This window comes from Thiomonas sp. OC7, assembly GCF_900634595.1.
Lineage (GTDB): Bacteria > Pseudomonadota > Gammaproteobacteria > Burkholderiales > Burkholderiaceae_C > Thiomonas > Thiomonas arsenitoxydans.
This window is the reverse complement of sequence record NZ_LR131953.1, coordinates 3,029,559-3,047,334: the sequence shown is the minus strand read 5'-3', so window position 1 is coordinate 3,047,334 and position 17,776 is coordinate 3,029,559. Positions and strand designations below refer to the sequence as shown.

Below are 17,776 nucleotides of genomic sequence, written 5' to 3'. Positions count from 1 at the left end.
CAAGAGCCCATGAAACATTTTCCAGCCCGCCTTCTATCCACTTTCGCCCTCCTCTGGCTGGCCCTGGTTCCCCGCGCGAGTTGGGCGCTGGGGCTGGGCGGCGTATCCGACTGGGCTCAGTCCACCTGGAATGCCGCGGTCAGCACCACCCAGACCGGACAGGACGATCTGTACTTCAGCGGTTACACCTGGCACGACCCCGGCACCTACACCGCCGCCAAGCGCGCCACGCTCAACAAACACGCCTGGGGCATAGGCTGGGGCCGCCATCACATCAATGCCGACGGCAACGAAGACATGGTGTACGCCATGATCTTCTCCGACTCGCACTGGAACGCCGAGCCCGTGGTCGGCTACGCCCATCAGTGGATGTTCAACAACGACGCGCCGGTGGGCTTCGGTCTGGGCTACACCCTGGCGGTGACCTCGCGCGCCGACATCTTCCACAACATCCCCTTCCCCATCGCGCTGCCCATCGCCTCGATCCGTTTCGGCAGGCTGTCGATTTATGGCACCTTCATCCCGAAGGTGAATAACAAGCTCAACAACGGCAACGTCGCGTTTTTCTTCGGACGCTACGAATTCTGACAAGGCAAGCGGCGCAAGCGCGCCGGGTGAGGCGGTTTTAGAATGATGGGCTTTTCAGCAGCGCCCGTCCCCATCATGCCCCTGTCCCCCGTTCCCGACATCATTGCCGAGCTCAAGGCCGGGCGCATGGTCATTCTGGTCGATGAGGAAGATCGCGAAAACGAGGGCGATCTGGTCATTGCCGCCGAGCACATCACCCCGCAGTCCATCAATTTCATGGCCACGCATGCGCGCGGTCTGATCTGCCTGACCCTCACCGCCCAGCGGTGCGCGCAGCTTGGCCTGCGGCATATGGTCGAGCACAACGGCTCTTCGCACGGCACCGCCTTCACCGCGTCCATCGAAGCTGCCGAAGGCGTCACCACGGGCATTTCGGCGGCCGACCGTGCGCGCACCGTGCAGGCCGCCGTGGCGCGCAACGCACAGGCCAGCGACATCGTGCAACCGGGTCACATCTTCCCGCTGATGGCCGCTGAAGGCGGCGTGCTGATGCGCGCCGGGCACACCGAGGCCGGCTGCGACCTCGCCGCTCTGGCCGGGCTGGAACCCGCCGCCGTGATCTGCGAGGTGATGAACGCCGACGGCACCATGGCCCGCCTGCCCGATCTCGAACAATTTGCCGCGCAGCACGAGCTGAAAATCGGCGCCATCGCCGATCTCATCGAATACCGCAGCCGCACCGAATCGCTGGTGCAGCGCGTAGGCGAACACCCCATGCAGACACCGTTCGGCCCGATGCGCTGCGTGGCCTATACCGATCGCGCCGGTCATGGCCTGCATCTGGCGCTGGTGCATGGCGACCTGGCCGCGCAGGCCGCGCCGCTGGTGCGGGTGCACGAGCCCCTGTCCGTCCTCGACCTGCTCGATGCCGCCTGCCAGCGCCATTCCTGGAATCTACCGCAGGCGCTTGGCCGCATCGTGCGCGAAGGCGTGGGCGTGGCCGTGCTGCTCAACTGCGGTGAATCGGCCGCGCAATTGAAAAGCCAGTTTGAGCGCTTGTTGCAGCCGGCGGCCACGCCGCCCAAATCGGGCGTCACCGCCTTGCGCGACTACGGCATTGGCGCGCAAATCCTGCGCGATCTCGGCGTGCGGCAGATGCGCCTTCTCGGCCAGCCGCGCAAAATGCCCAGCATGGCAGGCTACGGGCTGGAGATCGTCGGCTTCGAGTCCGCACAGGACAGCGCCCCCGTCCTTGCGCCCGGCGCGTAAGCTGTTGCCCTTCTGCGCCCCGCGGCGCGCCACTCCTCTGCACTCCAACGCCATGCAAAACGTCCAGAACCGCATTCTTTCCGAACAACTCGATGGCCGTGAGCTACGCGTCGCCGTGGTGCAGGCCCGCTTCAACACCGCCATTACCGACCGCATCACCCAGTCCTGCCTCGACGAACTCCAGCGCCTGGGCGTGAACGAAGACGACATCGGGCTCTACACCGTCCCCGGCGCGCTCGAACTGCCGCTGATGCTGCAGGCGCTGGCCGAGAGCGAGGCCTTCGATGCGCTGATTGCCATCGGCTGCGTGATTCGCGGCGACACCTATCACTTCGAGGTCGTCTGCAATACCAGCGCGGCCGGCATCGCTCAGGTGGCGCTCGACTACAACATGCCGGTGGCCAACGGCGTGCTCACCGTGGAAAACGAAGCGCAGGCCGAAGCCCGCATCGACAAAGGGGCCGAATGCGCCCGCGTCGCGGTGGAAATGGCCAACCTGTTCATCGACATCAGCGACAACGACGACGAGGCCGCATGACCGCAACCACCGCCCCCAAAAGCGCGCGGCGCAAGTCGCGCGAACTCGCGTTCCAGGGCATTTACGAATGGCTGCTCGCCGGCAGCGATACCGGCGCGATCGAAGCCTTTCTGCACGAGCGCTACCCCACCATCAAGCTCGACGACGATCACTTTCAGTCGCTGCTGCATGGCGCGCTGGCCGAGGCCGGGCCGCTGGACGCCCTCATTCAGCCGCACATCGACCGCCAGACCAGCGAGCTATCCCCGGTAGAGCACGCCCTGCTGCTGATGGGCGCCTTCGAGCTGCAGCGTCATCTCGACGTGCCTTACCGAGTGGTCATCAACGAAGCGGTCGAACTCGGCAAGGTGTACGGCGGCACCGACGGCTACAAATACGTCAACGGCGTGCTCGACCGCATCGCCGCGCAATTGCGCAAGACCGAGGTCGAAGCCGCCAACCAGTCGCACCCGCAAGCGCAGCCCACGACCACCGACTTCAGCCCGCCGCCCAACCCCTACGCGAACGTGCCCGTCAGCCACAAGGCCAAAACCCCGCCGCGACGCGCGGCCGCCTCTTTCCCCCGGCGCGCCAGCGCCAGCCCGCGCCCGCCGCGCAAAGACTGAGAGGGTGTGAACAAATCCGCCATGCCCGCTCCTCGCGCCCAAACACCCCCGCTCGGCGTTGCGTTCGGTGTTGTAAGCGCGCGCCGTGCCGATGGGCACGGCTGTGCTTTGCGCCTTGATCGGAAGCGTTTGGGCACGCTGCTCAGCCACGCCGGATTCATTCACACCCTCTGATCTCCCTCTGATAGCCGCCATGCGCTTAGCCCAACGCAACCAGTTCATCGAACCCTTCTACGTCATGGACGTGGTGCGCGCCGCGGCCGAACAACAAACGGCCTGGGAAGCGCAGGGCAGGCGCATGATCCATCTCAGCGTGGGCGAGCCCGATTTCACCGCGCCCGAACCCGTGGTCGAAGCCGCCACCTGCGCGCTCCGCGACGGCCGCACCGGCTACACCCTGGCGCCCGGCCTGCCTGCGCTACGCGAACGCATCGCGCAGCACTACGCCCAGGTGCACGGCGTGACGCTCGACCCGGCGCGCGTGTTTATCACCGCGGGCGCCTCGGGCGCCCTCACCCTGGCCAGCCTGCTGCTGTTCAATCCGGGCGATGAAGTGCTCATGCCCGATCCGAGCTATCCGTGCAACAAGAACTTCGTGGCCGCTGCGGGAGCCCGGGCGCGCATGCTGCCCGCCCCCGCCGCGCAGCGCTTTCAGCTCAGCGCCAGCGAAGTCGAGGCCGCGTGGACGCCGCAGACTGCCGGGGTGCTGCTGGCCTCGCCCTCCAACCCCACCGGCACCTCCATCGCGCCAGATGAGCTGCGCCGCATCGCCGACGTGGTGCGCGCGCGCGGCGGGGTGAGCATCGTCGACGAAATCTATCTGGGCCTCAGCTATGAAGTCGGCTACGGCCACACCGCGCTGGCCGCGGGCGACGACATCATCACCGTCAATAGCTTCTCCAAATACTTCCAGATGACCGGATGGCGGCTGGGCTGGCTGGTCGTGCCGCCCTCGCTCGTCGCTCCGCTGGAACGCATGGCCGGCAATTTGTTCATCTGCGCCAGCAGCGTGGCGCAACAGGCCGCGCTGGCCTGCTTCGAACCCGACACCCTGACCGAATACGAACGCCGCCGCGCCGAGTTCCAACGCCGCCGCGACCTGATCGTGCCCGGCCTCGAAGCCTTGGGCCTGCGCGTGCCCGTGCGGCCGGACGGCGCGTTTTATGTGTACGCCGACTGCTCTGCCTATAGTGCAGACAGCTGGGACTTCTGCTTCGAGGTCATGCGCGATACCGGCGTGGTGCTCGTACCTGGCAAAGACTTCGGCACCGCCGAGCCCCAGCGCTACTTCCGCCTGAGCTACGCCAACAGCATCGCCAACCTGCAGGAAGCGCTGGCCCGGCTATGCGGCTATCTGGAACGCAAGGCGGCATGAAAGACGGCACCCAAGCTTTCCACTGGCCCGTGCGGGTGTACTGGGAAGACACCGACGCCGGGGGCATCGTCTATTACGCCAACTATCTCAAGTTTTTCGAGCGCTCGCGCACGGAATGGCTGCGCAGCCTGGGGCTGGCGCAGTCGGAGCTGGCGGCGCAATCGGGCCTGGTATTCGTCGTGGCCGACGTGCACCTGCGCTACGCCGCCCCCGCCAAACTCGACGACGCGCTGCAGATCCAGCTTCGCTTGCAGGACATCGGCAGCGCCAGCCTCACCGTCGCACAACAGGCCTGGCGCTGCGACACCAGCGGTGCGCCCGCCGCGCTGCTGTGCGAGGCCACGGTTCGCGTGGGTTGCGTGGCGGCGGCCACTCTGCGGCCATCGCGCATTCCGCGGGAAGTCTTCGATCGCGTCACCCGCTGGGCAGCGCCTGTTCCACCCGCACCCTGAGTTGCAACCCTTCCTTTCGTGAACCTTTTTTCCTCAATCCTGTCTTCTCCGCAGCGGCTGCGCCCGTTGGGGATTTGTTGTAATGCAGGCTGTCACTCCTGAGCCGCGCGCTCACTCTCCCACTATCTACAGCCAGACCTCCCTATGGATCAAAACTTCTCCATCGTGTCCATGGTGCTCGGCGCCAGCATCGTGGTGCAGCTGGTGCTCGCCCTTCTGCTCTCCGTATCGCTGGCGAGCTGGACCGTCATCTTCCGCAAATATTTCGCCATCAAGTCGGCGCGGGTGAAGTCTGAAGACTTCGAGCAGGAATTCTGGTCGGGCACGGGGCTCAACGATTTGTACCAATCGGCGCTGAGCAACGGCCGCCACGGCAGCCCGCTGCAGCGCATCTTCGCCTCGGGCATGCGCGAATACCTCAAGCTGCGCGAGCGCCATGTGCTCGACGGCTCCACGCTGGTGGACGGCGCCCGCCGCGCCATGCGCGCCGCCTTCCAGCGCGAGATGGATGCGCTCGAAGCCAACTTGTCCTTTCTCGCCTCGGTCGGCTCGGTGTCGCCCTATGTCGGCCTGTTCGGCACGGTGTGGGGCATCATGCACGCCTTCGTCGGCCTGTCCAATCTGCAGCAGGTCACGCTGGCCACCGTGGCGCCCGGCATTGCCGAGGCGCTGGTGGCCACGGCCATCGGCCTGTTCGCCGCCATCCCCGCGGTGATCGCCTACAACTTCTTCGCCCGCGACATCGATCGCCTGGCCAATCGCTACGAGTCGTTCACCGAAGAGTTTTCCAACATCCTGCAGCGCCAGAGCACGCCCGCGCCGAGCGCCGCGCAGTCGGCCGCGGCAGCAAGCGCCGGGCGAGCCGGGCCGGTCACCGGCTTTGGCGGAGGGCGCTGAGATGACGCTCCCGCGCTCACTTCGTTCGCTGATCCCTGGGAACTTCTGACATGCCCGCCCTCCAATCCAGCAGTCGTGGGCATCGCTCGCGGCGCGCTCTGGCCGACATCAATGTCGTGCCCTATATCGACGTCATGCTGGTGTTGCTGATCATTTTCATGGTCACCGCGCCACTCATCACGCCGACCATGGTCAAGCTGCCCACCGTGGGCAATGCGCCGCAGGCGCCCAGTGTCTTGGTGCAGGTCACCATCCAGAAGGACGACATGCTCGAAGTCTCGCTACGCGACCCCAAGAGCAAGGCCGCCAACGCCGCGCCGCAGCCCGTCAGCCTCAAGGACTTGCCGCAGACCGTGCAGCAACTGGCCGCGCAGGCTGGCCTCAGCCTCGATGCCATGCCGGTGCTGATCGCCGCCGACAAAAACGTGAAGTACGACGCGGTGATGCGCGCGCTCAATCTGCTCAAACAACACGGTGTGGAGCGCGTGGGCCTGGCCGTCCAGTCCAACCCATCCTGATGCGTTTTTTACCCCGGTTTTCGCCCCGATCGTTGCCCCTTCTCCCATGAACACCGCGCGCTTATCCCCAGGCGACCCCTCCGCGCTGCGGCCCCCGCACGAGCGCGGCACGCTGCGCGCCTTCGGCCTGGCCGCCCTGTTCCACCTGCTGCTCATCGCCCTCATCGCCTTCGGCGTGCACTGGAAGAGTCACCCGCCCGAAGCGGTGGAGGCCGAGTTGTGGTCGCCCACGGTGCAGCGCGCCGCGCCCCGGCCCACCGCGCCGATGGAACGCAAGCAGCCGCAACCCCAACCCCAGCCGCAGCCCGCCCCTCCGCCACCGCCGCCGCCCAAACCCGTGGCCGCCCCCAAACCCGAGCCGCAGGTGCAACAGGCCGACATCGTGCTGAAGCAGGAGCGCGAAGCCGCGCTCAAAAAACAGCAGGCCGAGCAACAGGCGCTGATCGAAAAGCGCCTCAAGGAAGAACAGAAAAAACTCGCCGAAGAAAAGCAGCGCCTTGCCGAGCAAAAGCAGCAACAGCAGCAACAGCAACTCAAACAACAACAGTTGGCCGAACAGCGCAAACAGCAGCAGGAAGAAAAACTGCGCCAGGAAAAACTGGCCGAGCAGAAAAAGCTGGCTGAACAAAAGCGGCTGGCCGAGCTGAAGCAGAAAAAGCTGGAGCAGCAGCAGGCGCAGATGGCCGCCTCGTCACGCGACGATTACATGAAGCAGTTGATGCAGCAGGCGGGCACCGGCGCGGCGAACAGCACCGGTACTGCGGCGCGCACCTCCGGTCCGTCGGGCACGTATGCGGCGCGCATCGCCAGTCTGGTGCGGGAGAACGTGACCTACCCCGAGATCAACCAGATCACCGGCGATCCGCGGGTGATCATTTCAGTTGTTTTGGATCAGTTCTCAGGTACGGTTCTAAGTGCCAAGATTGAACATTCCAGTGGAGTGCCGAGTTGGGATCAGGCGGTGCTACGCGCCATCGAGCGGGTGCACCGGTTCCCGCCCGACAGCAACGGTAAGTACTGGACGCCGATGTTGGTCAAAGCCGGGCCGCGCGACCCAAGCTGATCAGTAGTCGATCTCTGCCCGGCCGTCTTTCGAGAGCTGGGCTAGCGCGCTCAGGATCGGATCGGTGGGCGGCAGGCGGCAGGCCGGCACACTCAGGCGCACTTGCGCCCCGGCGCGCTCGACGTCGAGCAGCAGCGGCAAGCCATCTTCGCTGGCGTGCTGGCGGGCCAGCCCTACCAGTGGCTCGGCCGAGCTGGCGCCGTTGAGTTTGAGACGGATACTTTTTCCCAAGCGGGCGCGGGCTTCTTCGAGCGTCCACACCGAGTCGGCGTTGAAACGCAGCCCGCCGTTGAAGCGGTCGATCTGCGCCTTGCCGCGCAACACCAGCAGGGCGTCGTCGCGCAGGCGGTCGCGCACGGTGTCGAGCAGGCTTTCACCGATGACGATTTCCATCGCGCCCGATCGATCTTCCAGCGCGAGTATGGCGATGCGCCCGCGCTGCGACTGCACCAGACGCACCCCGGCCGCGATGCCCGCGATAAGCACCGGGTCGCGCGAATCGACCAGATCCATCAGCGCGGTCGGTGCAAAGCGCCGCACTTCTTCGGCGCTGGCGTCGAACAGATGACCGCTGAGGTAGTAGCCGATGGCGGTTTTCTCAAAGGAGAGCTTGGTGCGCAGATCCCAGGGCTCGACCTCGGGCAGCCGTGGCTCGTGCGCCGGGTTGTGGCCGCCATCGGCGGCGTCGGCGGCGAACAGGTCGAACAGCCCGGCCTGCTGCCTTGCGGCCTCGCGCTGCGTGGCGTAGTCCATCGCGGTTTCCACCGCGGCCATCACCGCGGCACGCTCGGGGTGCAGGCTGTCGAACGCGCCGGCCTTGGCCAGAGCTTCGAGCACACGTTTGTTGAGGCGGGTGCGATCCACCCGTTCGGCAAAGTCGAACAGCGAAGTGAAAGGCCGCTCTTGCCGCGCGGCGATCATGGCCTCCACCGCAGCCTGTCCGTTGCCCTTGATGGCCCCCAGGGCGTAGCGGATGGTCTTGCTGTCCACCGGATCGAAGCGCCACTGCGAGGCGTTCACATCGGGCGGCAGCACGTTGATGCCGCGCGCCTGCGCGTCTTCCACCAGAATCTTGAGTTTGTCGGTGTCGTCGAGGGCGATGCTCATGTTGGCCGCGAGAAATTCGGCGGGGTAATGCGCCTTCATCCAGGCTGTCTGCACGGCGAGCAGCGCGTAGGCGGCGGCGTGCGATTTGTTGAAGCCGTAGCCCGCGAACTTCTCCATCAGGTCGAAGATTTCGTTGGCCTTCTCCGGCTTGATGCCATTCTTGGCCGCGCCTTCGGCGAAGATGCCGCGGTGCTGCGCCATCTCCTCGGGCTTTTTCTTGCCCATGGCGCGGCGCAGCAGGTCGGCGCCGCCGAGCGAGTAGCCGCCGATGACCTGCGCCACCTGCATCACCTGCTCCTGATAGACCATGATGCCGTAGGTTTCCTCCAGCACCGAGGCCATGCGCGGGTCGGGATAGGCCACGTCTTCCTTGCCCGCTTTGCGCGCGCAGTAGGTGGGAATGAGGTCCATCGGGCCGGGGCGGTACAGCGCCACCAGGGCGATGATGTCTTCGAAACGGTCGGGCTTGGCGTCGCGCAGCATGCCTTGCATACCGCGCGATTCGAGCTGGAACACGGCGACGGTGTCGCCCTTGGCCATGAGTTTGTAGCTCTTGGGGTCGTCCAGCGGAATGTCTTCGAGTTTGAAGTCGGCGCGGTCGGGGTGGTTGCGACGGATGAGTTGCGCCCCCAGCTCCAGGATGGTCAGCGTGGCCAGGCCGAGAAAGTCGAACTTCACCAGCCCGGCGGCTTCGACGTCGTCTTTGTCGAATTGCGACACGGCGTCGGTGCTGCCCGGCTGCGCATACAGCGGGCAGAAGTCGGTGAGTTTGCCCGGCGCGATGAGCACGCCGCCCGCGTGCATGCCGATGTTGCGCGGCAGGCCTTCGAGCTGCTGGGCGAGATCGAGCAGTTGCCTAACCTCCTCTTCCTCCTCGTAGCGCTGCGCCAGCAGGGGCTCCTGCTTGAGCGCGTCGGCAATCGTGATGTGCTGGCCTGGCTTGGCGGGAATGAGCTTGGCGATGCCGTCGCAGAAGGTGTAGCTCAGATCGAGCACCCGCCCGACGTCGCGCACCGCGGCGCGCGCGGCCATGGTGCCGAAGGTCGCGATCTGCGACACGGCTTCGACGCCGTATTTCTCTTTCACATAATCGATGACGCGGTCGCGGTTTTCCTGGCAGAAGTCGATGTCGAAGTCAGGCATGGACACCCGCTCCGGGTTGAGAAAGCGCTCGAACAGCAGCGCGTACTCCAGCGGATCGAGGTCGGTGATGCGCAGGCTGTACGCCACCAGCGAGCCCGCGCCCGAACCGCGCCCCGGCCCCACCGGGCAGCCGTGGTTCTTCGCCCAGTTGATGAAGTCGGCCACGATGAGGAAGTAGCCCTCGAAGCCCATCTTGGCGATGATGCCCAGCTCGTACTCCAGCCGCTGCTGATAGCGCGGGCGGGCCGCTTCGCGCTCGTCGGCCTGCGGATAGAGCACGGCCAGCCGCTGCTCCAGCCCGTCCTGCGCCTGCTGGCGGAAGAACTCGGCGGGGGTCAGTCCCTCGGGCGTGGGGAACAGCGGCAATTGCGGTTTGCCCAGATCAAGCACCAGATTGCAGCGCTGGGCAATCGCCACGGTGTTGGCCAGCGCCGAGGGCACATCGGCAAACAGCGCCTCCATCTCGGCCTGCGACTTGAAATATTGCTGGGCGGTGAACTTGCGCTGGCGGCGCGGGTTGCCCAGGGTTTCGCCCTCGGCGATGCACACCCGCGCTTCGTGGGCATCGAAGTCGTCGGCCTTGAGGAATTGCACCGGGTGCGTTACCACCACAGGCAGGCCCAGTTCGGCCGCCAAGGGCACCGCCGCCTGCACATGCGGCTCGCAAGCGGCATGACCGCCGCGCTGCAACTCGATGTAGAAGCGCCCCTCGAAAACGGCCGCGTGCTGCCGCGCCAAGTCACGTGCGGTGGCCGTGTCGCCCTGCAGCAGCGCCTGCCCAATGGCACCTTCATGCGCACCCGAGAGCGCGATCAGACCTTCGGCCAGCCCGCCCTCCAGCCATTCCCACTGCACCACGGCACGGCCGCGCTGCTGGTTGTCCAGCCAGGCCCGACTGAGCAGATCGCAGAGGTTGAGATACCCGGTGCGGTTCTGCACCAGCAGCAGCAGCCGCGTGAACTGCCCCGGATGGCGGGCGCTGCCCAGCAGCACATCACAGCCGATGATCGGCTTGACCCCGGCGTCCAGCGCGGCTTTGTAGAACCGCACGGTGGCAAACAGGTTGTTGAAATCGGTGATCGCCAACGCCCCCTGCCCGTCGCGGGCAGCCGCGGGCACCATGTCGTCCACGCGCAAGGCGCCGTCAACGATGGAATATTCAGTGTGGGTGCGAAGATGGACGTAGGGCATCGGGGTATTTTAGGGAGGCGCCGATCCCTGGCGCACACTCAATGAGCCGCCAATTTCTGCACCTCGGCCAGCACCAACGACTTCATGCGAGGCAGTTCCACCAGCGTGGTCTGCCACACAATGCCAAGGTCCACGGTGAAGTAGCCGTGAGCCACCGCATTGCGCAAACGATAGGCGTCGGCCAGTGCGGTCTCGGGATGCCGCTGCAAAAAATCCGGATATGGGCGAGATAGTCTGCCAGCCGCAGCGCATTCCGGTTCAACGGGACACCCACTGTGAAGTTCTCCTGTGAAGAGACTTACACCGGCTTCGCTTCGGTGAGCACCTGGTCCCGGAACTTGGGCGGCAAGGCATTCGGCGTCAAAACGTCCACAGGCACGCCAAGCAGGCGCTCCAAAGCATTGCTAATGGCGTTCAGATTGAACAGTGAGGTTTCAGGCAGGGGATCGACCAGCAAATCAAGGTCACTGCCTTCCGTATCGTCGCCGCGCAAAACAGAGCCAAACACACGCGGATTTCTTGCATGGCGCGCCTCCACGATGCTGCGAATGGCAACACGGTGCGCGTATAAAGCCTCAGAAGATTTCATCCGGCCGACTCCATGAAAGTTTGCGAACCATCATAACGCGGGTCTCAAAATTTTCGAGATCGCGTTATTTCAACATTTACTGCTTCTATTTTCGCTCTTTTCCGTCCAACGTCCATGCAAATTCCCGCTCTGCTATGGTGTCAACCAAGGCAGCGACGACGGCCCATTTCACACACCGGAGACCCCGCACGATGATCAACAGCTACCTGCCCGCATGGCCCTTGCATCCTGACGGGGTGTTCTGGGTGGGTGCCGCGCTGGTGTTGGCCACGCTCACGGGGGAATCGGTGTTTCGCTTTCTCAAGTGGCCGCGGCTGGTGGGCTATGCCGCAGCGGGCATGATTCTGGCCGCAGGCGGAGCCGGGCTCAATGTGTATGAGCTGCAGAACAGCGCCCGCGCCATTGTCGATACGGCCCTGGCCGTGCTGCTCTTCGAGATCGGCCACCGGGTGAATCTGCGCTGGCTTCGCGCCAACCCAGCCCTGCTGGGCATGAGCCTGCTTGAATCGGCGTTGGGCTTTGGCGCGGTGTGGATCACTCTGGTGTTCCTCGGCTTCGCCGCGCTGCAGTCGGCCATCGTGGCTGGGCTGCTCATGGCCACCTCGCCCGCAGTAGTGCTGCGCATCAGCAGCGAGTTTCGCACCAACGGGCAGGTGACCGAGCGCCTGCTGCTGCTCTCGGCGCTCAACACGTTTTACGCCCTGCTGGTCTGCAGCCTGCTGCTGGGCATGATGGACGCCGACGGCCCGCAGGGCGCGGCCGCCTCGGCGCTGCATCTGCTGTACCTGCTCGGCGGCTCGGTGCTGGCGGCGGCGCTGCTGGCCTGGGCGGTGAACTGGGTGGAGCGGCATTTCGACTTCCGCGACGAGGGCGGCGCGCTGATGCTCGTCGGCCTCATTGTGCTCACCCTCTCGCTCACCCGCATGCTCAACTGGTCGGCTCTGCTCACGCCCCTGCTGGCCGGCGCACTGCTGCGCTGGCGCAGCCCCAGGCCCCGGCTGTGGCCGCGCCATTTCGGCACCGCAGGCGGTGTGCTCATGGTGCTGCTCTTTCTCATTCTGGGCCTGAGCCTCAACGCCCGCATTCTGCTGGCGGGCGGGCTGGCGGCGGCGTTGGTCATCGTCGTGCGGCTGGTGGCCAAGCTCGCCGGGGCGCTGGCGTTCGGCCGCGTTAGCGGCGCGAGCTGGCGGCAGTCTGTCGCGCTGGGCCTGTCGCTCAACCCGGCCGCGGGCGTGAGCTTCGTACTTGCGCTGAGCTTTCTCGGCAGCTCGGCCGGGGCGGCGCTGCACCCCATGCTGGCCGTCGCGTTCAGCGCCATCGCCCTGCTCGAACTGCTCGCCCCGCTGCTCACCCGCTGGGCGCTGGGCTATAGCGGCGACATCGCCCCCGGCCCGGTCAGCCGCACCACGGGAGGAAGCGCATGAGTCTGGGGCCCTTCACCAAATCAGGCGCCTTGAGCATCGGCATCGAGCTGGAGTTGCAGATCGTCAACCGGCACAACTACGACCTCATGCCCTGCGCGCCCGACCTGCTGCGTCTGCTGCAAGGCCACAAGCTGCCCGGCGTGGTCACGCCGGAAATGACCGAGAGCATGATTGAGCTCGCCACCGGCATCTGCACCGGTTATGACGACGCCATCGCCCAGCTCACCGAGATTCAGGGCGCGCTGGTGGAAGCCGCCAACAAGCTCGACGTGGGCCTGGCCGGTGGCGGCACTCACCCCTTCCAGCACTGGGCGCAGCAGCGCATTTTCGACAAACCGCGCTTTCTCCAGCTCTCCGAGCTGTACGGCTACCTGAGCAAGCAGTTCACCGTGTTCGGCCAGCATGTGCACCTGGGCTGCCCCGACGCCGATACCGCGCTCTACACCCTGCACTGCATCTCCCGCTTCATTCCGCACTTCATCGCCCTCTCCGCCTCGTCGCCCTATGTGCAGGGTGAAGACACCGGTTTTCACTCCGCGCGGCTGAACTCGGTGTTCGCCTTCCCGCTCTCGGGCCGCGCGCCCTTTGCCCTGACTTGGGAAGACTTCGAGCGCTACTTCGACAAAATGACCGCTACCGGCGTGGTCAAGAGCATGAAAGACTTCTATTGGGACATCCGCCCCAAGCCCGAGTACGGCACCATTGAAGTGCGGGTGATGGACACCCCGCTCACCATCACCAAGGCCGCGCGCATCGCCGCTTACATCCAGACCCTGGGCGCCTACATTCAGCGCGAGCGGCCCTTCCAGCCGCAGGAAGACGACTACCTCGTCTATACCTTCAACCGCTTTCAGGCCTGCCGCTTCGGCTTCGACGGCACCTTCGTCGACCCCGCCACCCGCGAACACCGCACCCTGCGCGAAGACCTCATCCGCACCCTCGTCAAACTCGAAGGCCACGCCGCAGACTGCAAATCCGACGCCGCCCTGCGCGAGTTACTGGCCGACGTCAGCGCCCGCGGCAACGATGCCGAATGGATCCGCGAGGTGTTCTCACGCGAGCATCACCTGCCTGAAGTGGTGCGGCAGCAGGCGGGGCGGTGGATGGTGCACACCAATGAACGCCACAACTCCACCTGAGCAATCGGACCAACCGCTGGTCAGCCTGTTGCTCGCCTGCTATGAGCAGCAGGACGTTGTGGAGCGTGCAGTGCAGGCCGCCCTGGCCCAAACCTACTCGCCCCTGGAAATCCTGATTTCCGACGACGCCTCCAGCGACGACACCTTTGCGCGCATCGAGCATGCGGTGCGCGACTATCGCGGCCCGCATCGCGTCCTGATGCGGCGCAATGCGCAAAACGAAGGCATCAGCGCGCACTTTTCCCGCCTGGTGACGCTGGCGCAGGGCGAGCTGCTATTCGTCGCCGCAGGCGATGATGTCAGCGAGCCGCAGCGCTGCGAGCGCGTGGTTGCGCATTGGCTGGCGCAACACCGTCAACCGCTGCTGATCGCCACCGACCTATACGATTTGGACGAACACGGTGAAATTCACGGGGTGATCGCGCACATCCCGCTCGACGGCTTCGACCTCGATCAATGGTGCCGCGCCAGACCCTGGCTGGTCGGCGCCTCGCATGTGTGGGCCAAGACGCTGTTCGAGCACTTTGGGCCAATGCAGGCCGGCGCTCACGCCGAGGATCAGATCATGCTGCTGCGCGCCATCCTGATCGGCCACGCCAGCACCTTGCATGAGCCGCTGGTGCGCTGGCGTCGCGGCGGCCTGTCGAGCAAACAGCGCCCGGCAAATCTGGCCGCGCACATCGCGAGAATGTGTCGGGGCAACCAGGCCGCGCTTGTCGCCTTGCAGCAGCATGTCGCCGACGCTGTGCGGGCTGAGCGCGCTGCCCCGGTACAGGCGGCGCTCACCACCTCGCTCTGCCGCGCGCGCTACACCGCGACCATGCTCTGCAACTCCAGCGCCAACCCAGCGCTGCGCGCCGTGGTTGATGCGCGCGGGGTGCCACTAGGGTATCGTCTGCGTCTGTTCGGCTATACCCGCCTGCCCTGGATGTATGATTTTTTCATCCGGCTCAAGCACCGCTTGCGCATTCGCCGCGGCGCGGACGCTGCCGGCCGTCCGCCCAAATGACCCAGCCCTTTGATCACAACCGATTGCATCTGGCCATTACGGCACAAGCGTTGAACCACGGCGGCGGCGCCGAGCGCTACGCGCGCGACGTCCTGTCCGGACTGCTGGATTTGGGTATTTCCCCGCTGGTCATTGCCCGCAAGATCGATCGCAGTCTCCCGCAAGCGCAGCGCACGCGTTGCCTCGTGGCAAACACTCAAGGGGTACCGCGCCCGTGGCGCAACGCGGTGTTCGACCGCGCCGTGCGTCGCATCATCGTGCACGAGGGCATCGACTGCGTCTTCGGCGTCAATCAAAGCCTGCATGCACACATCGTCGTCTGCGGTGGGACGCATCCGGGCTTTTTGCGCGCGATGGGAAAAAAACCCGGCTGGATCGACCGCCGTCAGATCGAACATGAGCGCCGGTGTTTTGCCCAGGCCAAACGCATCGTCGCGCACTCGCACAGAATGCGCGACGAGTTGCAGGATTTCTACGGCGTGCCTGCCAGCAAGATCGACGTGCTCCACCCACCGGTGGACACGGCCCGGTTCAAGCCCCTTGATGAACAACACAGGCGTAGCGTGCGGCAGCGCCTGGGACTGCCTGCCGACCGCGTCGTCTTCCTGCTCGCATCGACCGGCCATGCACGCAAAGGTTTTGCCGAACTGCACGCCCTGTTCGCCCAAACGTCGCTGCCGATCTGCTTGGCCGTGGCAGGCAGACCGGTGCCGCAACGAGCGCCAAACATCATTGAGCTCGGCTACCGTACCGATATCGAGGCCGTTTTTGCCGCAGCGGACTACACCGTGATCGCTTCGCACTACGAGCCTTTTGGTCTGGTCGGGGTCGAATCGATTCTGTGCGGCACGCCGGTCGTAATCGGGCAACAGGTCGGCAGCGCCGAAGTCATCGATTCCAGCGCGAAAATCGTCGTCGCGCCCACCGATGCTACGGATCTGGCCCAGGCGATCGCCGCAGCCTGCGCGCGAGCCCTGCGAGGTGAGCACCGCATCGCCGATCCTGCCAAAGCCTTGCTCTATGACCCGAGCGTGCAGACGCATGTGCGGCAACTTTTGGGCTTTTTTGCGGCCTGCCAGACAAACTCTGGGAACAGCCCGGGCTATTTCGCGCTTTCCTCGCGCTCTGCCAGGTTCGGCGCCGCCGAAACATGAAACTGCATGCGGTGTAGCTGGGCATAGAGGCCGTCTTTTTGCAGCAACTCGGCCTGCGTGCCGAGTTCGATCAGACGGCCCTCGTCGAGCACGGCGATGCGGTGGCAGTGGGCTATTGTTGCAAGCCGGTGGGCGATCACGATGGTGGTGCGGCCTTCCATGAGGCGGTTGATGGCTTGCTGCACAAGGCGCTCGCTTTCCGCGTCGAGCGCGCTGGTGGCTTCGTCGAGGATGAGCAGCGGGGCGTTGCGGTACAGCGCACGGGCAATGGATAGCCGCTGGCGCTGCCCGCCTGAGAGCTGCGAGCCGTTGTGGCCGACCGGGGCCTGCAAACCGCCGGGCAAGCCGCGCACGAAATCACCCAATGCGGCGGCGTTGAGCGCGGCCCAGGCGCGGTCTTCGTCCACCTCGGAGCCAAAGCTGACGTTGGCGCCAATGCTGTCGTTGAGCAGCACCACGTCTTGGCCGACATAGGCGATCTGCTCGCGCAAGCTGTGCAGATTCCAGGCGCGCAGCGGCACGCCGTCGAGCAGCAGTCGGCCCCGAGTGGGTTCGAGCAGGCGCGGAACTAGGCGCATGAGCGTGGTCTTGCCCGCGCCGGACGGGCCGACGAGCGCAAGGCTTTCGCCCGCCTGCACGCGCAGCCGAATGCCGTCGAGCACCGGGCGGTCCATGGCGCTGAGGGTGACGCCCACATCGTCAAACTCAAGGTCGCCGCGCACGCGCTCAGTGGTGTGCGTGCCAGTGTCTTGCTCTCGCGGCGCATCCACAATGCTGCGCAGACGGTCTAGGGAGCTGAGCGCGCGCATCATCGGTTGCACGATGTCGGCCACGCGACGCAGCGGCGAGAGCGTCATCATCATCGCGGTAATAAACGCCACAAACCCGCCCACACTGTGCTGCCCCGACACATCGCTTTGCCACATGGCAAACACGATGACCACCGAAACCGCCAGCGCCGACAGCCATTGCGACACCGGCGTGGTCGTGGAGCCCGACACCAGCGTTTTCACCGTGGTGCGGCGCAAAAATTGGTTGATGCGATCGAACCGAGCGGCAAAACCGCTCTGCGCGTTGTGCACACGAATCACCGGCGCGGCCAGCATGCCCTCCTCCAGCGCGTAGGAGGTTTCTTCCGCCGCCTTCTGCATTTGCGCATTCAAGCGCTTGGCGCGGCGGCTGATGATGCGCATGGTGAAAATCAGCGGCAGCAAAATGCCCAGGGTCAACAGCGTCAGACTCCAGTTGACCCACAGCAGATAGCCGAACAAGGCGATCAAGGTGAAGCTATCGCGCACCAGCGTGAGCAAGCCCGGAAAGATCATGCCAAGCGCCAACTGCGCCTCATACACCGACGCCCCGATCAGGCTGCTGGCGCTCTCGCGCTGGAGTTGCGCCAGCTGCGCGTGCACAATCTGCCCGTAAACCAGTTCCCGCACCCGCGCGAGCACGTTCTGCGTCAACCACTGAGTGAGAAACTGCGAAGCCAGCCACGCCAAACCCCGCACCGTGAACAAGCCCATGAGCACCGCAGGCACAGCCCACAAGGGAAAGTCCCGCTTCGCCGTGAAGCCCACGTCGAGCACATGCTTCATCAGAGCTGGAAGCACCGGCTCGGTCGCCGCCACAATCGCGGCGAAGAGCACGATGAGCAAGGCGGCGGAGCGGTTGCGGGGGTTGGCGTTGAAAAGTTGCCGCAGCAGACGCAATCCTTGGCGATCGCGCCCCGCTAGCATTTGGCACTCATCAAATCGAGACTATTCATCATGCAATTC

General features: G+C 65.3%; 17 protein-coding genes. 13 read left to right on the top strand and 4 right to left on the bottom strand.

Annotated elements, in window-relative coordinates; genetic code table 11:
- Window positions 1-9 precede the first annotated feature (9 nt).
- From BIO17B3_RS14580 to tolA, 9 genes are all read left to right on the top strand, one after another.
- Window positions 10-588 (top strand): Antimicrobial peptide resistance and lipid A acylation PagP, encoded by a 579-nt coding sequence (locus BIO17B3_RS14580; protein ID WP_013106713.1) that lies wholly within the window; start codon window positions 10-12, stop codon window positions 586-588.
- 42 nt (window positions 589-630) lie between these two features.
- Window positions 631-1,797: a bifunctional 3,4-dihydroxy-2-butanone-4-phosphate synthase/GTP cyclohydrolase II gene (gene ribBA, locus BIO17B3_RS14575; RefSeq protein WP_156054579.1), complete on the top strand. Its 1,167-nt coding sequence runs from the start codon at window positions 631-633 to the stop codon at window positions 1,795-1,797.
- Between the two features lie 52 nt (window positions 1,798-1,849).
- Window positions 1,850-2,335, top strand: a complete 486-nt coding sequence (ribH, locus tag BIO17B3_RS14570; protein ID WP_013123949.1) for a 6,7-dimethyl-8-ribityllumazine synthase — start codon at window positions 1,850-1,852, stop codon at window positions 2,333-2,335.
- Entirely contained in the window at window positions 2,332-2,940 is a 609-nt protein-coding gene (gene nusB / locus BIO17B3_RS14565; protein WP_156054578.1) for a transcription antitermination factor NusB, read from the top strand. The genes ribH and nusB overlap by 4 nt, the downstream gene beginning before the upstream one ends.
- Before the next feature lie 193 nt (window positions 2,941-3,133).
- Window positions 3,134-4,315, top strand: a complete 1,182-nt coding sequence (locus tag BIO17B3_RS14560; RefSeq protein ID WP_156054577.1) for a pyridoxal phosphate-dependent aminotransferase — start codon at window positions 3,134-3,136, stop codon at window positions 4,313-4,315.
- Window positions 4,312-4,767 carry a tol-pal system-associated acyl-CoA thioesterase gene (ybgC, locus tag BIO17B3_RS14555; protein ID WP_172979007.1) on the top strand — a complete coding sequence of 152 codons (456 nt, stop codon included), beginning with the start codon at window positions 4,312-4,314 and terminating at the stop codon, window positions 4,765-4,767. The genes BIO17B3_RS14560 and ybgC overlap by 4 nt, the downstream gene beginning before the upstream one ends.
- A 144-nt stretch (window positions 4,768-4,911) precedes the next feature.
- Window positions 4,912-5,664 (top strand): protein TolQ, encoded by a 753-nt coding sequence (tolQ, locus tag BIO17B3_RS14550; protein WP_013106721.1) that lies wholly within the window; start codon window positions 4,912-4,914, stop codon window positions 5,662-5,664.
- Window positions 5,665-5,714: 50 nt separating this feature from the next.
- A complete protein-coding gene (locus tag BIO17B3_RS14545; RefSeq protein WP_156054575.1) occupies window positions 5,715-6,182 on the top strand; it encodes a biopolymer transporter ExbD in 468 nt (155 codons plus the stop codon).
- 46 nt (window positions 6,183-6,228) lie between these two features.
- Window positions 6,229-7,245: a cell envelope integrity protein TolA gene (tolA, locus tag BIO17B3_RS14540; RefSeq protein WP_156054574.1), complete on the top strand. Its 1,017-nt coding sequence runs from the start codon at window positions 6,229-6,231 to the stop codon at window positions 7,243-7,245.
- Here the strand turns inward: tolA and dnaE are convergent, their stop codons facing one another.
- The 3 genes from dnaE to BIO17B3_RS14525 form a co-directional block, all read right to left on the bottom strand.
- Window positions 7,246-10,686: a DNA polymerase III subunit alpha gene (gene dnaE / locus BIO17B3_RS14535; protein WP_156054573.1), complete on the bottom strand. Its 3,441-nt coding sequence runs from the start codon at window positions 10,684-10,686 to the stop codon at window positions 7,246-7,248.
- 38 nt (window positions 10,687-10,724) lie between these two features.
- Window positions 10,725-10,895, bottom strand: coding sequence for a DUF86 domain-containing protein (locus BIO17B3_RS14530; protein ID WP_156054572.1), 171 nt, complete (start codon window positions 10,893-10,895; stop codon window positions 10,725-10,727).
- An 89-nt stretch (window positions 10,896-10,984) separates the two neighbouring features.
- Window positions 10,985-11,275 carry a nucleotidyltransferase family protein gene (locus tag BIO17B3_RS14525; RefSeq protein ID WP_156054571.1) on the bottom strand — a complete coding sequence of 97 codons (291 nt, stop codon included), beginning with the start codon at window positions 11,273-11,275 and terminating at the stop codon, window positions 10,985-10,987.
- Window positions 11,276-11,466: 191 nt separating this feature from the next.
- Here BIO17B3_RS14525 and BIO17B3_RS14520 point away from each other — a divergent pair, with 191 nt between their 5' ends.
- From BIO17B3_RS14520 to BIO17B3_RS14505, 4 genes are read left to right on the top strand one after another with little or no spacing between them, the layout of a single operon-like run.
- Complete coding sequence (locus tag BIO17B3_RS14520) at window positions 11,467-12,699, top strand: cation:proton antiporter (RefSeq protein ID WP_013106727.1); 1,233 nt, start codon at window positions 11,467-11,469, stop codon at window positions 12,697-12,699.
- On the top strand, window positions 12,696-13,838 hold the full coding sequence (locus BIO17B3_RS14515) for a YbdK family carboxylate-amine ligase (RefSeq protein ID WP_156054570.1): 1,143 nt from the start codon (window positions 12,696-12,698) through the stop codon (window positions 13,836-13,838). The genes BIO17B3_RS14520 and BIO17B3_RS14515 overlap by 4 nt, the downstream gene beginning before the upstream one ends.
- The gene (locus BIO17B3_RS14510) at window positions 13,816-14,847 is read left to right on the top strand and encodes a glycosyltransferase (RefSeq protein WP_156054569.1); all 1,032 of its coding nucleotides are present in this window, start codon (window positions 13,816-13,818) and stop codon (window positions 14,845-14,847) included. Before BIO17B3_RS14515 ends, BIO17B3_RS14510 begins: the two co-directional genes overlap by 23 nt.
- On the top strand, window positions 14,844-16,001 hold the full coding sequence (locus BIO17B3_RS14505; RefSeq protein WP_156054568.1) for a glycosyltransferase family 4 protein: 1,158 nt from the start codon (window positions 14,844-14,846) through the stop codon (window positions 15,999-16,001). The genes BIO17B3_RS14510 and BIO17B3_RS14505 overlap by 4 nt, the downstream gene beginning before the upstream one ends.
- On the opposite strand, the gene BIO17B3_RS14500 is transcribed toward BIO17B3_RS14505, so the two are convergent.
- Entirely contained in the window at window positions 15,950-17,737 is a 1,788-nt protein-coding gene (locus BIO17B3_RS14500; RefSeq protein ID WP_156054567.1) for an ATP-binding cassette domain-containing protein, read from the bottom strand. The two genes, BIO17B3_RS14505 and BIO17B3_RS14500, sit on opposite strands and share 52 nt — an antisense overlap.
- Window positions 17,738-17,776: the final 39 nt, after the last annotated feature.